A 16850-nucleotide genomic window follows, 5' to 3' on the forward strand; every position below is an offset into this window, starting at 1 on the left:
ACATTTTTATATCCAAATAATGTTTGCTCTAAACCCTAAATCAACATCTTCTAAATTATGCAAAAAACATATCGTCAAAGTAACTTATCCTGTCCAATATTTCTCTTCTAATATATAGCCGCACCAGCGCAAGAACTAAAAATTATTCTATCTTTTTCATTATAAGTTACTTGAGTCCCCCATCGCCTGTTTTAAAATGCCCATCCCATCAGAGACAATTGATCACCGGCGTTATCAATGATGCTCGGATTTGAATATGATAACATTTGAGAGGCAACGGAAAAGATTCCTCTATCAGCATCAATGCAATTAAATAAGTGTCTCACAAAATTTTGTTGGGCAAATGCATCATTATTTAATAGTATAATGTACTCTGAGCATGAATACTTAATGCCTTGATTAACTGCGCTAGCAAAACCAAGATTCCTATCATTTATGATTAATGAAATATCCGGATATTTTTCTTTAATTAATACAACACTTTTATCTTGGGAATTGTTATCAATTACGATAATTTCTTTTTTATTCTCTATTTGATCATATATACTTGCAATACTATCTAATATGTAATTTGCTCCATTGTAGTTTGGAATTACAATCGAAATATCCATCGAAAACATCCCCACACTAGCTAATGATAGTGAACTTTATTCGCTTAGTTTTTCTTTACTACCGAATGCTGTCATTATATCACATAACTTTAGCTAAACTCATTTTGACCATTAATTAACATATGATAGAAAATTACAAGAACTATAGCACGTTTCAATCACTCACATATTTTCTGAGATTCATTTTAATAAACCACTAAATATAAAGGCCTCCAACCCACTTACGTTGAAGGCCCAAAATGTTCACTGCACAATAATTCCCCTATACTTTACAACCCTTTGTGCAAAGTCAGTATATTGCGTTATAAGCGACTTCGTAATTGATCCCGCCTGGTCTACCCATCCCATTTCTTCATAGGCTACAACAAGCAATGCTTTTGCATCAACAATAACTTTTGGATCATTTACTCTTTCAAGTAATTCAACCCCGTTTTCATATTGCCCGAGCATTATGTATGCTTGCCCTATAAAAAAGTAGCTGTTGTTCACCAATTCGAGGGGTCTCTTATCTGGAATATTTTTAGGTTTAAATGGCTCAATTCTTACATGATATTCTTCATAATGACTAATCGCCTTCGTTGCCAACATAATTGCGGTTTCTTTTTCCTTCAACACTGCAAATTGCGCTGCAAGTTGTGCTTCGACTCTCATAGTGCTCTCAATAAGCTGTACATTAAATGGATCATTTTCCATCGCAATGTCAAAGTACACTAGAGCCTTCTCCCAGTCATTCAATGCTAAATAACCATTCCCTATGTTGGACAGCACCTTTGAATTATTAGGCTCCAGCGCTTCTGCAGCTTGAAGTCTCTGAATTGCTTTTGTTTTCCACTCTTCTTTTTCTTCATTCTTATATTTAGCAGCATACACATTCGCCAAATTAACTTGATAATCAACTTGATAAGGGTTAAGTGAGACTGCTCTCTCTAGCATTTGTTGAGCCTCATCTATCGATATTTGTTCTTCTGCTTTAGGAAGAGCCTGCTCTGCTAAATAGAATCGGAAAGAATAAACACCGAAGACAAGCACAAAAACAGCAGATAAAGATAAAATGACTCTGACTCCTATTGCGCCTGGGACTAGCTTCACTATATTATCGACATTCACTGTAAAAGCTGGTACCCCCATCGCAAACAACCAAAAAGCAACAAACCATACAGTCCCATAAGAGAAGTCAAAATCTATGAAGCCATGCATGAAGATCATTGCTAAGGCCGGGAATACAGCTATTGTTCGTATTTGCTCTTCTTGCTCTTTTTCTTTATAAATCCGTAGAGCAATTTGATAAACCAAGAATGCAAAGACCAACAAAAAGAGGATTAATCCTAACCATCCGGTATTTAACAAGACTTCCAGATAACCATTGTGAATCTCATTATTGAAGTACGGCAGCTCTTGATGCTTAGAATAGAGGATCTTCCATCCCTCACCACCAACTCCTAATAGAGGTGCCTCGCTACTGAGCTTGAATGCATCTTGATATACATTCGTTCTCCCCAACAAGCTGGCAGTTTCCCTATTAATATCCGTTACCCGTTCCTGTAAACTGCTTGGCAATTGCTGATATACCAGGCCACCGCTCTTAATATCTAATACCAATAATACTCCTATAATAATGACGGCACCTGGCAAAAGGAACCTTGCAAACTTTTTATCTCCAAAGCTAGTGAAAAACGATTTTCTATCCAATACTGCTCTGATTAAAATAACCAACATTAGCACCACAAAAGTAGAAACAAAGAAAGAAAGCATGCCCGGATTTGCTGAGCCCTGCTCCGCCTGCGTAGTAATTTGTCGAAATACAATGAATGAAGCAGCACCTGAAAGGGCTGAGTATATTATGTATGTAATCTGTCCCTTGCCTTTCAGTAACAAAAGTCCGATAAACCATGCCAACGGAAAAACAAGTAGAGATCCACGAGAGTAAGAATGTAATAAGCCTACGCCGTATGCAACCAAAGGTAAGCTAAACAGTATGGTAGACCAGATAGGAAGATTCTTCTTCGTCAAAACTACCAGTGCATACAACCAGAAAGCACATATAACCGTGGCGAAAGTATTGGCATATTGGAAAGTGCCTGTTAAACGTTCAGCAAGCATAAGGTCCTTAAATTCAACAAATCCCCACATACCAAAAACAGCAAAGAAAGAAACCCAGATTCCCGTCAATTGAAACACAGTTGAATATACTTGTTCTAGCCTCGTTGATTCATCTGCTTGTTTTGCCCATACTAGCATGACAAACATAGATGTATAGGCCAACCAACGAAAGAGGTTGTCAAAAGCTCCACTTGTTGTGGCTGCATTGGTCAATGATAATAGATGCGTCAATGGTATAAAAAACACAATTAAATATGGCAGAATGGCCTGCCGTGGATTCTTACCTATTTGTCCAACTACATTGATAAGGAATAACACTGCCAATATTCCTTCGATCAAATAAAAATCACTATCAAAAAATAAACCCCGTAGATACGGAGTGTAGATAAAAAGTAAAGAAATAGCGATTACACTTATTAGGCTTATTACTCGTCCCATTGTAACCTCCGGACTCTGATAAAATCATTATGTTACTTACTTTTCTCCAATTCAGCTACCATTTGTTTTACTGTCTCTTTAAAAGGTATACCTTCAGGAGCTTGCTTTAGATAGATATTAAAATGCTCTAATGCCTTCGTTTTATCATTTAAGTTAATATAACTCAATCCCAAAAAACGACTTGCCTCAAAATAAGCAGGGTCTTCTGCTAATGGTGCTAATAGTGCTATTGACTCTTTAAATTGCTGCTTTACATAAAGAATTTGTGCTTTCTTAAATTGTAAATCAGCAAAATCTGGTTTTTGAATTAGTCCCTTGTTAACAGTTTCTAGTGCTTCGTCAAAACTTTGAGTGGCCATTTGAATAGCAGCACTATTATTGTATGCTTCTATTAAGTCAGGAGACTTCTCAATCGCATTTTTGTAGTTCACTAAAGCATTTTGAAAGTCGTTATTTTTACGTAGAATGTTCCCTATATAGTATTCATAGCTTCCATTTGTTGAGTCTTTCGCAAGACATTCCTTAAATATCGCTAATGCCTCATCGAGTTTGCCTTGATTATATAAATTTACTCCCTGCTCATATTTTGTTGTTAGTTCACTTTCTTTCTTTGCCTCTTGCACAACCTTTTCTGAAGATGGTTTTACATTTTGAGACGGAGTCTGTTCAGTTGAAGCTTGATTTTTATCATTACACCCAGAAATAACAATTAACGAAGTAATACAAACTATTGAATACACGATTTTTTTTGATATCACTCAAAATTCCTCCACTTGAAAGTGCATTATGTATAAAAAGTAAATGCACTATACATTTTATCACAAACTTTGTGCTAATAACATGATATTACTATTCGATGTAAAACTAATAGGCAATTACTATTAAGTATACAAAAAAAGAACCCCTAAAAGGGGTTCTTTTCACACAATACAATATTAGCGGTTGCTTACAGAACCGTCTTTAACTGCATTGTTTTTCTTATCTACAATGTTAGCACCTTGGAAAGTAACAGTGATTTGATCGTTCACAGTCAAGGAGTTTGCATTGTAAACTGCAACAGTTACAGACTTGTTGTCAGAGCCCAGTGTAAATGGTGTAGTATCTGCAAGTTTTGCAGTTGCTCCGTTAACTTTAACAGTTACACCTGTAACAGCTTGTGGCAATGTACCGATTTCTTCTGAGAAGTTGATTACGAAGTTGGAGGAATCAACCAACGCTACAGAAGAAGCTACTGGTTTCACGTTCTCATCCAAGTCTACTACGTCAGTATCTTCGCCAGCTTTCAAAGTGTTACCATCAACGTCTACAACGTTAGCAACTTTCAACAGGCGGTTACCGGAAGCACTAATGAAGCCTTCTGGCAACTCGATAACCACTTTGTCTTTAGAGCTATCGAAGTACAGGTTAGAAGTGCTTGGGTTCAGTGCAACTCCATCCAAGGAATAGTTGCCTGCAACCAGAGCAGAAGAAGCCATTTGTTTGTTGAATTTAACCAACAATTTGCCTGGTGCTACTTGTTTAGTATCTGCATCCACTACTTCAACAACAGCAGAAGATTCGGAAGAACCAGTTACAGTCAAAGTAAATTTAGTATCAGCAGTAGTTGCGTTAGATACTTTATCTTGTACTTTGCCTGCAGCGATTGTTACTTCATATTTACCTGGTTTCAGCTTAGCATTTTCAAGCAGGTTTTGTTCAGTAACTGGGAGTACCAAGTAATTCTCATCTTCACCATCGATTGCTCCGTTGTTGTTAGCATCATAATGGCTAGCAACTTGACCCAATGCTGCAGCTGAGATGTTAGTTACAACATTATCTTTGTCTGTGTACTTAATTGCAACGTTAGTGAGGTTGTTTGCATCAACATCCTCATCAAACTTCACAATCAGTTTATCATCTTTAGAAGAAGCAGACACAAGTGCTGGTGCAGTGTTATCTTTAGTGAGCATTACAGAAGTTGTGAAAGCATCTCCTACCAAGCCAGACTTGTCAGTAAATGCTTCAACTTTAACTGTAGCATTCAGGAAGCTACCTGTCACATAATTGGAAGCATCCAATGTGAATTTTGTTTTGTCAGTTTGATCTTGATCATTGGCAGTCAGATAAACAGTGCTACCACCGATGGAAACTTTTGCAAATTCAACAGTGTTATTGTCGTTGTTAGCATCAACAAGTTTGAGTGCTTCGCTGAACTTGAAAGTCAGTGTAGTGTTTTTCGCAGAAACAGCTACTGTAGGCTTCACAGTATCAACTGGTGCAGTCAATGTAACTGTTGTTGGGTTTGGAGCGATGATGTTACCTGCATTGTCAGTAGCACCTACAATAACCAAAGTGCTAGCTTTACCAGCAGTCAAACCACTAACTTCAAGTGTGTCACCGGAAAGTTTGTAGTCGGACTCGGTCAATGTTTTACCATCAAGTGTCACAGTTCCCACAGATTTCAGTGGTTCGCTGAACTTCACGATAGCAGTAGATCCATCATAAGTTACTCCAGTGTAAGTAGGAGCAGTAGAGTCTGTAATTTTTACGTTACCAAGGAATTCAGCAACTTTTTTGTTTACATCGTCTTTGCTGATGATGGAATCTTTCTTAACATAAACGGAGTAGTCACCGTTGAATGCAACATCGTTTGTGATAGTAAGAGTTTTACCATCTTCACTCAAAGATGCAGTCAGATTTCCAATTGCAGCAGCGCTACCCAATGGAGCTACTTTCACATTATTAGTGTTAAGAGCTTTACTTTGAGCATTAAACAATTCGCCGCCAGCATTGCTTACTGGAATGCTGAAATTGATCTTGATTTGGCTACCACTTACAGCAGCTACGGAATCAACTTTCAGATCGCCAGTTGGACCATCGATTGCATCGTTACGAGGATCGTAAGTTGCACCGTTAGTACCATCGAGGTTAGATTTCGTATAAACGCCTTCGAAATCGGATTTTTTCAGGTCTCTCTTAACTTTGCTGAACTCACCGTTCATGATTTCGCGGAGGCTTGCACCTTTACCGTCGAAGTCAACGTAGATCAGTTTGTCGAAAGAAGTTACTCCCATGTCAGCTGCAAATTTTGTTTTACCTGCATCTGTCAGGTTGAACAGGTCACGCAATTCATAATATCTGTCTACATCTCCACCCAGGTAAACACCAGATTTTGGTGCTGCAAAAGCGGAAGAAGCCATGCTAGCAACTACTGTAGCAGAAAGGATGGAAAGAGCTACTTTTTTATTCACGTACTACCCCTCCGTAAGTTTGATAGGAAGTCTATTTTTGTGAGTGAGTATGTAATGAACAGCGGAGAGAGGTAACTCCCTCCGCTGTTCGACTCACGTAAAAGGTTTTAACTCACAAAATTATTTTTTGAAAGTTACGTTTGCTTTGTCAGTTTCGCCTTTTTCACTTGTTACAGTGATTACACCGGAAGTAGCATCTGTTTTGTCAGTAGAGAATTCGAATACGATTTCTCCGTTGCTTACTTTACCAGTGAAGGTTTCGCCACCAACTTTGATAACTGCTTTATCAATCTCGGATTCTTTACCGGATTTGATTTCTACAGTTACAGAGTAAGAGTTTACTGGACCGATAGCGAACTGTTTACCAGTTGCGTTGTCAGCAATAGCATCCCATTTACCTGGGATTTCGCCACCATCGCCAGGTGTTTGTCTCAGGAACGCTTCTGCTTCATCTTCCCAACCTTGTTTATCTACTTCATCTTCGTCGGAGATGATCAATACGTAGTCGTATTTGTTACCGGAAACGTCGGAGCTATCGATAGCAACGATGTAGTCGCCTTTGCTTACGCCGTCAACGCCTTCCAGATCATCGAAGATCTCCAGGAATGCAGTGGAAGATTTAGTGTTGATAGTGGATTTTTTGTCATCAGCATCTTTAACAGTGATGGTGTTGCCATCTACGTTGGATACCAGACCCACTTTGATTTTGTCGATGCTAGCATCTTTCCACTCGTCTTCGTCAGCAATCTTAGCGAGCATTTTCTCGTCGGAATCTTCGAGGTTGTTGTTAACTACTTCAACAACATCGTCCACAACTACTTCATCGTTAGTATCCAATTGGAATGCGATGAAGTCGCCGCGTTTGATACCACGATCGTCTTTCAGATCTTCGGAATCTTTGTCCAATGGGTAAGTTTTCAGTTCTACTTTGTCACCGGTTTTAGTGAGAACTTGGATAGTGTCATCTCCACCGGATCTTCCGTAATCCCAAACCATACCGTATTGGGCATCGCCACCCAAACCGTCGCCTTCAACTACGAAGATTGCTTCAACTTCATCTTTATCTTGGTCAACTGTGTAGTATACAGTCAGATCGTCTTCGTCTGCAATGTCTTTGAACTTCGCAGCTTTAGCGTTTTTCAGTTCAGGACGTTTGTTAGCGTCTTTGATCTCACCAGTCATGTTGAAGATAGCAGTATCATCAGTTACTTCGTAGTCGTCAACCATTTCGTCGTCTTCGTCAGCAATTTTGTCCCACTCTGCTCCAGAAGAACGAATCAGATCGGTTTTCAGGATACGAACTTTTTCTGCTTTACCTTCTTTGTCAAGTTCAACTTCCAGCAGAACGTTGCTGTCGTCTTTCTTAGGTTGGAGAAGGTCTTCCAGTTCGCTCTCGTTACCGTTTTTGTCGAAGTTTTTGCCGTTTACATCATAGATGTCTTCAGCTTCCAACTCAACATTCACTTTTTTGCCTTTTTGAGTCAATACAGTGAATTGCCATTTGTCTTTACCATAGTCCAGGTAAGCTGCACGAGTAACGATTGCTTTTTGTTTGCGATCGTCGATTGGATCCTTAGTAGTTACGTGACGAACACGACCAGAAGCATCCAGGTACAGTTTTACTGTTTCGCCGTCAAGATCTTTGATCAGATCCCAGTTGGATCCATCAGTATCTTCAACGTCTTTGTTTCCGTTATCGGAGTAAGTAGCACCTTTGTAGATACGGTATGTTTTGTCTCCAACAGTCAGACGGTAGTCATTGCTGTTACGCATAACAACTTTGTCTACTTTACCTTCTACAATTGTGTCAGTAGCGAAGATCAGGAACTTGTCTTCGTCACCTTCTGGATAGTAAACACTGTAAACCATGTTTTCTTTCAGATCGCTGAATTTAGCTGGTTTACCATTGAGGAACACGAGGAAGTCTTTACCTTCGTCTTTGTTTTCCAGCTCATTGAACTTGTCGTTGTCAATGTTCGTGATCTTTTTCTTTTCAACATCGACTTTGCTGATCACTTCAGAACCATATTTACGACCTTCGTCAGTTTGGTTCATAGTTTGATCGTCGATTACGTGCATGTAAGCAATTTCGTTGTTGTCATCCAGAACAACTTTCACACCAAAAGTGAAGCCATCGCCATCTTTGATGATTTCTTTCAAGCCGTCAACTGCATCAGAGTAACGTTTGAAGTTGTAAGTAACAACAGTGTCTTTGTTCAGACGGTAGGATTTCTCGCTAGCATCCAGAACCAGTTTCAGATCTTTCAGATCGGAGCTGCTCAGATCTTTAGCATCTGTGAAAGATTTGCCTTTCAGTTCCCATTCGCTCACACGGTCCATGATAACTTCTTCGTCTGTGGAACCTTCCATCCAAACGATTACGTCTTCACGGTCGTCTTTGATCCACACTTGTACGTGTTGACCAGCGAATTCGTTAGAGTTGATACCGTCAGCTACTTTGTAAGTAGTGTTGCCGATACCAGCGTCTTTACCATTCAAAGTAACTTCGTTAGCTTTGATTTTGCCCAGACCGATAGCAGGTACGTTTGTTACCAATGGCAAGTCATCGCCATCGCGACCAGCTTCTTGAGCCCACTCCATGTCACGAACAGTAACTTTCAGGTATTTAGTCAGGAGGTTTTCATTCGTGATTTCATAACGAACGTCAGTCCCGAATTCTTTTTGCTCCATCAGGTCTACACGAAGAGCGTTGTCGAGCATTTTGAAGATGTCGCCACGAGTTGCTGCATTGTTAGGAGTAGTGATGCTCTTAGCAATGTTCAGCTCAGAAGCTTTGGAGATCATGCTGTTAGGCCATACACCCTTAACGGATGGCTCATAACCCAGTGCACGAACGATCATAGTAACCGCTTCTGCATAAGTAACTTGGTTTTGTGGTTTGAAAGATTTGTCCGGGAAACCTTTTACGATTTCTTCGTTGGAAGCTACGTTTACGAAACCAGCAAACCAATCAGTAGATCTAACATCAGTATAAGTATTGCTGAATTGTGCCAATTTCGCACCTTGCTCCAGTCCGCGAGCGCGAACGATCAGAGTAGCGAACTCTGCACGAGTGATAGTTTTGTCTACACCGTAATCGCCGTTGCCATAACCTGCTACCAGGCCAAGAGCTTCCAGACGTTTTACGGTTTTTTCCATTTCAGCGTCCATTTTAGGAGCTGTAGTTGTTGCTGCTTCTTCTGCTGCGAAAGCCATTGGAGCAACAGTAAGTGCGAGTGCACTAGCCAATACACTGTTAACGACCTTTTTCATAACCTTGTGTTCTCCTCCTCTAGTATAAACAAATTGTTCTTGGGGAATATTTGTTGTTAATCTATCTTTCTTTTTAAAGCCCGAATCCTGCAAGCGCGTGTCACCTCCTTTCGCAGGAAAGCCTCGCTTTTTGTGTTAAAAATCTCTAGTATATTCAGTATTGTGTAAAATGCAACAATCACTAGTGTAACACAACTGCTAGAATTCGTGAATCTTTTTTACACAATTCCCCGTTTTTCGTGTGACATCCTATTAAACGCCTGAGCGAATCAAAAGTTGCGGCGCCTTCGAAAAAAAATTAAAGTTTTTTTCGTGGTTCGTTATTCACCTGTCAGTTATGTACGAAGTGACATCCGCCACAATCCGTATTATAGGGGACATATGGCAGGCTGTCACGACTGAACCTTTTTCCAATTTGATTCAAAAGCTTGCAAATCTTGTTTCCAGTTAGTTACCCAGTGCTGTTTCAAAAGCTACAACAGCCAGATTGTATGTCAAAACAGCTTTTTGGTACTCGTTCTCACTGGTAGACAATGCTTCTTCGGACTGGATAACCTCCAAAGTAGTTGCGAGGCCATTTTCAAAGCGCAGATTTTTCAGGCGATAGCTCTCCGCAGCAGAGTCCTTTGCAGACTTGCGGAACTCAATCGCTTCTCTTGCCGCATTCAGGTTGAGATATGCTTCTGTTACATCTTTAGTAACAACACGCTTTTGTTCATCGATGGAAAGCTTAGCTTTTTCCACATTGTTGCGTGCCTGCTGACCTTGAAGAGTAGATACAGCCAAATACTCATCGATCAGCTTCACGTTCAGTTCAGCCAGCTTGAGCTCTTCTTCTGCTCTCGTAATTTCTACCCGGTTGGTGAGTGCCTGCTGCTTCGCTTGTTCGAGCGTCAGCTTAATAGGAGCCGTTTGCTTATTCGATGTGACGAGCTTCCATTCTTTATTTAAATCTACTCCGAGGAAGTCATTCAGATTCATGAGGGCAATTTCTACAGCGTTTTCCGCAGACTTCAATTGTGCTTTTGCCGCTGCTACTCCCATCTCTGCTTCCAAAACATCTGTTTTTGCATTCGTCCCCACATCGAATGCAGCCTTTGCTACCTTCAACTGTGCTTCTGAACGCGCCAAGCTTTGTTTCTTCAAGTTTAAATCATCTTGAGCAAAAATCAGCTTGTAATAGACATCTTGTGCCCCTAGCTTTGTTTTTGCTTCAGCTGATTTTACGTACAGTGCATTGAGCTTTTTGTTCACTTTCCCATTCTCGTTTGTTACAAATTTGCGTTGTGCATCTTCTAGCGTCTCTATTGTACTACTTGGCATTTCAGAGTTACTCACATAAGTAAGTGACTGATTAATGTCTGCATTTTTGGCATCCAGACGTGTCTCATTCAGCTTAGCATTTGTCTTCAGAGACTGTTCAACAGCTTTTTCCAAAGTCAGCTCATCACTTGTAGCTGCCTCAGGAGTAGACTGGCTTTCTGTACCGGTTTGTGCTGCTGTTTTATCATTTGATGCTTGTACAGTTGTAGGTGCCTTTGTTTGATCGGAGCCTGTATTCGCAGATGCCGTCAAGCTTCCTGCGCCAAGTGCTGTTGTTAATACTGCCGCCAAACTGATGGACATCCATTTCTTTTTCGAATATGGAAAATTCACTGAATTCCACTCCTTTATTTTATGTTAAGTATAAAATTATTAACCACATTAAATATGTGGTTTGTCCCAAGATCACTATATCACAGAGTTATACTTCTCACACGCAAAATTATGCCATACCAGCATTTTCATAAGGGAATCATCGATAGCTCCTCCCTTTCCTTTTTTATTCCACAAGCACTACATAGAGTACTACGATTATGTGTCAAAAACATTTCAGTGTTCGCCAACATTTCTTTTGCATGCTATCCTTTTCTTGAGGTGATTGTACGATGCTTACCCAATACAAAACGATCGCTGGCTACGGTGAGGACTATATCGTTATTGAACGCTCCCGTTTTATCGGATATGCCCAGCGGGTTACAACGGAGGAAGAAGCGACAGCGTTTATCGCGATGATTAAAAAGAAGCACTGGGACGCTACCCATAACTGTTCCGCTTTTGTCATTGGCGAAAACGATCAGATTCAGCGCTCAAGTGATGACGGGGAGCCCAGTGGTACAGCTGGCAAACCGATTCTCGAGTGTATCAAGAAAAACGGTGTGAAAGATACGGTCGTCGTCGTCACCCGCTATTTCGGCGGAATCAAGCTAGGGGCAGGTGGACTCGTTCGGGCTTATACAGCGGGAACGGTCACTGCACTAAAGGCTGCGAAGATCGTGGTGCATACCTTGCATCAAACCATTTCTGTCAGCGTCGACTACACGTGGTGGGGCAAGGTGGAAAACGAGCTGCGTCTGGGCGATCATCGCGTAAGTAGTACGGATTTCACAGACAAGGTTACGGCGCATGTGTTGATTCCTGAGGGTGAACAGGATGAGTTCGTCGCGCGAATGGTTGATTTGACGAATGGACAAGCTCAGATCGTGCTCGGGGAAAAGGAATATGTCGAGGTTCCGGTGGACGCGGTTGGAGATGTGGAAGAAGAGTAATTTCTCAACAAAAAAGCTGAAGAGGCAGATGACCTCTTCAGCTTTTCTTCTATTATATATAGCGAAATAGATTCGCTTACTGCTTAGGCAGTTTTTTGAGTTGGACCATCACACGTACTGTGATAACAGCCATCTCTGCACGAGTCAAATTATGAGTTGGCTTGAAGCTGTAGGTTGGCTTTTTCACGGATGGGTCATCGACTTCACCGTTCATCAGCTTGCCTTTGCTGACAGCCAGTACAGATGGAGCTGCATAGTAGCTTACATCTTTCGCATCTGTAAACATTTTATTCAAGGCCACTTTGGATGCATCGAGTGTAGCCAATTTCATGTTGAGTGCACGCGCAATCATGATTGCTGCTTCTTCACGCGTCAGAGAGTCGTCTGGACGGAAGTAGCCTGGCTGTTTTCCACGAATAATCCCAGCGCGAGCAGCCGTCTCGATGTACTTGTACTCATAATCCCACGTATTGCGATTAGGACGGACATCCGTGAAGGTTGGTTCTAACGGATCACGCTCATTGCTATCCTTATATGGACCTGCGTTAATTGGCAGTGCCAACGCTTTTACCAGCATTGTTGCAAATTCACCACGTGTCATGTCACGGTTTGCACCAAAACTGCTTCCGCTGTATGCTGGCATGATTCCTTTTGCATACAAGGTCTCAATCGCATCGCGCGCAAAATCATGGGTAATGACATCATCGTAGGATTCTCTTGTTTTCATGACCATGTAGTAACCAAATCCAGCAAACGGTACCTGTACGGTTTTCGCGCCAGTATTCACTACACCACCAATGTTTCTCCACTCGTCACCATTGTGATAGTAAATGGTCAAGATGTTGTTCGCAGCATTTACGATCGATGGATCATATTTGATGGTAAGTGTTCCACGGAGGCTTGGAACAAGATTGTCCTGCCAACGGCTCTTAAAGTCCTGAGCATCGCCTTCATCGTAGTATGGATCACGTCCACCCGGAGCCTCTGTGTCACCTGCATCGACATAGTACAACGGACTTGCGTAGTTAAAGTTGGATTCGAGTACCAGCCTGTCCTCCAAATTGTCTTCTTCAATGGTTACTTGTCCTGTTGTTCGGTCTGCCATACCAAAATAGAGAGGCACATCGACAAAAATGTCTCCGTTTGGATTCTTCACTTCTTGGCCAGCACGGCTGTCATCTGGTGACAGCAATACGGTTCCTTTCGGGAACTTCAGATCAAATTGCTTATCAAATACGCTAAACGCTACTTTCTTCCCTAATACATCACGATATTCAGCACCATTTACATTCGAGCTCGCATTGTAAATCTTGATTTCGTCTTTATAGGTGCTATCGCCTACTACAACCGAGAATTTCACTGTGTTTAAACCTTTTTTAAGTGGAACTGTAGATGTAAACACGTAGTAGGTTTCTGGAATTGTTTTTCCTTGGTCATCGTCGTAATAGAAGTCAGGGTTTGTTGTATTCGTTACTTTCGCTTCTGTTTTGCCGAACAATACTTTATCCGCATTTTCCGCAAACACTTTTACAACTGCACTGTTGCTATTAACGATGATGTACGGATCGTTTTCTTTTGCTTTTACTGGGGACAGAACTTCCCAGCTGGAATATTTCTGATCGATGTTGATGTCATAGCGAATGACAGTACCATTGTCATCTTCTGCTACGATTGTGTAGACCGTTGTTCCACCCTTTTTCAGAGTCAGAGGGAAGAGGCCCAATTTTTGTTCCTGTTCTTTCGCATCAGTTACAGCATCTTGCACTTCTTCAACAAGATCGCCATATTTCTTCGTGCTCATTTTCCCTCCAAATCGGGAACGAGACTGTGAATCAATGTTGTGCTCATCAAACAGGTCTTCCAAATCGTTATTCAAAGCTGCTTCCAGACGAGTCTTTACGTATTCCTGATTCGTTGTGTCTTGATCCCAATCCCCACTCTTGTAGCGGAAATCATTGATCCGTTTTCCGTTCTTTTCGATATATACATGTGTCGCATCATTTACGGTAAAGCTCAGGCTGCTCAAGAAGTTGGCACCCGTCTTATAGGATGGGTCTCCAGCTTTTTTCATCAGCTCTTCGGTTTTACCATTAGAGATGATCTCCAGCTTCACATCCTCTACAGATGGCGTCTTGGATGTGTTATACGAAACATTGTAGGTAAAAACGGTTTTTGGATCGTCTTTTAACGTGATTTTCAGGACGTTGTTACCCTTTTTATAACCAAGTTGGTCTTTTTGAATCAGGAATGTGCCCTTGTTGGTATCGATATCGGTAATGTTGATAGTTGCTCCGTTCAACGTCGCCTCAATATTACCCGACTTCAATACGTAGTTGTACACTTTCCCGTCAAGATTTCGGATATCGTTCTCACTCTTCACTTGATATCCGTCTTCGAAGCTGCGAACCTGTCCTGTTGCATCTACATAGGTGATTTGCGCATATGGAGTAATACGAATATCCAGTGTATAGGCAGCAGATGTCGATGCTGTACCGCCATTATATCCAATTACCAATTTTCCCTGACCCTGTGGCAGCTTTCTCAGCGTAAGTGTAAATCCATCGGACCCTGCCTGGATAACATAGTCAGTCCCTGCCGCCAGTGTTTGTCCGTTGTAGGTAATGTTTACAGTAGAGTTTGGATTCGAGATATTTTGTGTGACGACCTTCAATTCCAGCGGCGAAGTAACTATCGTATTCGCAGCCGTTGGAGACAACTCTTGTGCATTCGCCAAATTAACCACTTTTGTAATATTCGGCTTCGTGCTGTCCAAGTACTTGAACTCGTACTCGTAGTTCGCAACATTAATAAAGCCAGATGGAGAAGTTACGGTATTGTTCGATGCTTTTGTCAAGTATTGGTAGCTCAACGATACTTTGTACGTTTTTCCATCCTGGAAGACTCCTGCTGGTACCCCTACAGTTACCGCATATTCGGTAAAGCCGCTTTGCGGATTGCCGATCGGTGTAAAGGTTAATCCACTTCCACTCTTGTATTCACTCTTACTTCCACCTTCGGAAATCGTGACCTTGAATTCCTGGAACTGCTGCTCACCAGCAATATCTACAAATTTCAAAAGTGCCGCACCATTCAGTGTCATGGCTGGAGAATACGTTGCACCTGTTACCGTAGATAGTTGGTTCGGCTGTAGTGATACTCCACCCAGCATTACTTTGTAAAACTGATCAGAGCTTCCGGACGATGTAGTGGTAACCAACAGCTTGCGGACGAATGTCCCTACTTCCTTATTTTGGTTGAACACTCTGATTTCCAGGGTATTTTCACCAAGCTGCGATGGTACACTCAATCCAAAAGATCCGGTGCGGTTCACCTGTGTTTTGACTACATCACCTGTACGCAGATTTTTCACTTCAACTGTATCTGCATTGAGTGCTTTTCCGTCCATGTTCAAATTCAGACGGTTAGTCGAAGGAACTGTGATATAAGTCGGACTCGAAGTGACATTCGGATCGTTCAGTGGTGTATCATTCACTTTCAAATCACTAACGAGTGGTGTGTTGTTGTATTGAACAAAGAACTGGTAGTGCTCTTTTGTTACATTTCCCACCTTTTCATAGAAGGCGACTTGATTCAGACCTGGTTTCAGGCTGATATTGCTAAATGTAAAAGTGCTTCCGTTAATCGATGGAGCAGTATTCGATAAATCCTGAACCGTCTGGCCATTGTTCGTAATCAGCTTGATTCGCAAGCTGCTTCCGGTTACACCACTGCCATACGTACCAATCAGTGTGATTGTGGAATCGCCATAAACCACTGGGTTATAGGCTGTCGTTCCACCCGAAAAGTTTGTAATCGAAATCGGGCTATTCTGCGAGTTGTACTCGTAATAAATAACATCACGCTCACCTGTATTCGGTGCAAAAAGCTGAACAGCATTCAGACCAGGAGATAAATCAATATCTGGCAATACGCCTCCTGCTCCATTTACAGTTCGAACGGTCACTCCGTTTACTTGGACTTCGACAGCCTGTGTTTTATCCACTGCGGCTGAGATGCTATAGGTGTATGGCAAGCCCGTTACTGTTCGGCTTGTTACCTTTTTTGGATCGCTTTGATGCTCACCTTGCCCAGAATTCGTGAACTTTAGCGGGCCTGTTCCCGAGGGGGAAGGGGTTGGTGTGTACTGGAAGTAGATCTCTGTTGTATCATTTGTTGGATCTAGCGTTACTTTTGGTCTTACCGTAACTTTAGTCACTGCCCCACTGCTGTTCAGTTGAAAATCCGGCAGTATAATTTTGTCATTAGCGAACAGTTGGTTATTCGCAAGGGGGACCCCATCAATTGATACATCAACGCCTTGACCATTTTTCGAGGTATCTTTGTAAAAAAGCTCGACACCATATATTAATTTCGATTTGGTCTTGATTGGGGTACTGTAGGCATAACCGTTACCGCTACCAGTCGCAAGATAGTCTGTTGGCGTCTTGATACCAGCCCCAGTATTCCAGTTGGAACCAAGTGCCGCAAAAGCAGGTACGGCAGGCAAAACACCTGTAACAATTATCATCATCGTCAGGCACATCGCCAGCCAGCGACGGAATTGTTGATAGGACTTGTTCATTTTTTCACCTCTCCATATTATTCTGAAT

Annotated in this window: 8 protein-coding genes; 1 reads left to right on the forward strand and 7 read right to left on the reverse strand. The window is 41.6% G+C overall.

The window, feature by feature from the left end; translation table 11 throughout:
- Window positions 1–191 precede the first annotated feature (191 nt).
- The 6 genes from AB432_RS27840 to AB432_RS27865 form a co-directional block, all read right to left on the reverse strand.
- Window positions 192–611, reverse strand: a complete 420-nt coding sequence (locus tag AB432_RS27840; RefSeq protein ID WP_162630274.1) for a glycosyltransferase family 2 protein — start codon at window positions 609–611, stop codon at window positions 192–194.
- A gap of 243 nt (window positions 612–854) precedes the next feature.
- A complete protein-coding gene (locus AB432_RS27845; RefSeq protein ID WP_048035055.1) occupies window positions 855–3149 on the reverse strand; it encodes an O-antigen ligase family protein in 2295 nt (764 codons plus the stop codon).
- Window positions 3150–3181: 32 nt separating this feature from the next.
- Window positions 3182–3907 (reverse strand): tetratricopeptide repeat protein, encoded by a 726-nt coding sequence (locus tag AB432_RS27850; RefSeq protein WP_048035056.1) that lies wholly within the window; start codon window positions 3905–3907, stop codon window positions 3182–3184.
- 177 nt (window positions 3908–4084) lie between these two features.
- Window positions 4085–6379: a hypothetical protein gene (locus tag AB432_RS27855; protein ID WP_048035057.1), complete on the reverse strand. Its 2295-nt coding sequence runs from the start codon at window positions 6377–6379 to the stop codon at window positions 4085–4087.
- A gap of 120 nt (window positions 6380–6499) precedes the next feature.
- Window positions 6500–9652 (reverse strand): S-layer homology domain-containing protein, encoded by a 3153-nt coding sequence (locus tag AB432_RS27860; RefSeq protein WP_048035058.1) that lies wholly within the window; start codon window positions 9650–9652, stop codon window positions 6500–6502.
- Window positions 9653–10099: 447 nt separating this feature from the next.
- Entirely contained in the window at window positions 10100–11308 is a 1209-nt protein-coding gene (locus AB432_RS27865; RefSeq protein ID WP_048035059.1) for a TolC family protein, read from the reverse strand.
- Between the two features lie 272 nt (window positions 11309–11580).
- Between AB432_RS27865 and AB432_RS27870 the strand changes: the two genes are divergently transcribed.
- On the forward strand, window positions 11581–12240 hold the full coding sequence (locus AB432_RS27870) for a YigZ family protein (RefSeq protein ID WP_048035060.1): 660 nt from the start codon (window positions 11581–11583) through the stop codon (window positions 12238–12240).
- 76 nt (window positions 12241–12316) lie between these two features.
- On the opposite strand, the gene AB432_RS27875 is transcribed toward AB432_RS27870, so the two are convergent.
- Window positions 12317–16822 carry an S-layer homology domain-containing protein gene (locus tag AB432_RS27875; protein ID WP_048035061.1) on the reverse strand — a complete coding sequence of 1502 codons (4506 nt, stop codon included), beginning with the start codon at window positions 16820–16822 and terminating at the stop codon, window positions 12317–12319.
- Window positions 16823–16850 lie beyond the last annotated feature (28 nt).

The organism is Brevibacillus brevis (assembly GCF_001039275.2).
Taxonomy (GTDB): domain Bacteria; phylum Bacillota; class Bacilli; order Brevibacillales; family Brevibacillaceae; genus Brevibacillus; species Brevibacillus brevis_C.

What these genes read in the sequence shown, in the direction of transcription:
- AB432_RS27840 (WP_162630274.1), bottom strand. Translation starts at nt 611, where the DNA reads ATGGATATTTCGATTGTAATTCCAAACTACAATGGAGCAAATTACATA.
- AB432_RS27845 (WP_048035055.1), bottom strand. Translation starts at nt 3,149, where the DNA reads ATGGGACGAGTAATAAGCCTAATAAGTGTAATCGCTATTTCTTTACTT.
- AB432_RS27860 (WP_048035058.1), bottom strand. Translation starts at nt 9,652, where the DNA reads ATGAAAAAGGTCGTTAACAGTGTATTGGCTAGTGCACTCGCACTTACT.
- AB432_RS27870 (WP_048035060.1), top strand. Translation starts at nt 11,581, where the DNA reads ATGCTTACCCAATACAAAACGATCGCTGGCTACGGTGAGGACTATATC.
- AB432_RS27875 (WP_048035061.1), bottom strand. Translation starts at nt 16,822, where the DNA reads ATGAACAAGTCCTATCAACAATTCCGTCGCTGGCTGGCGATGTGCCTG.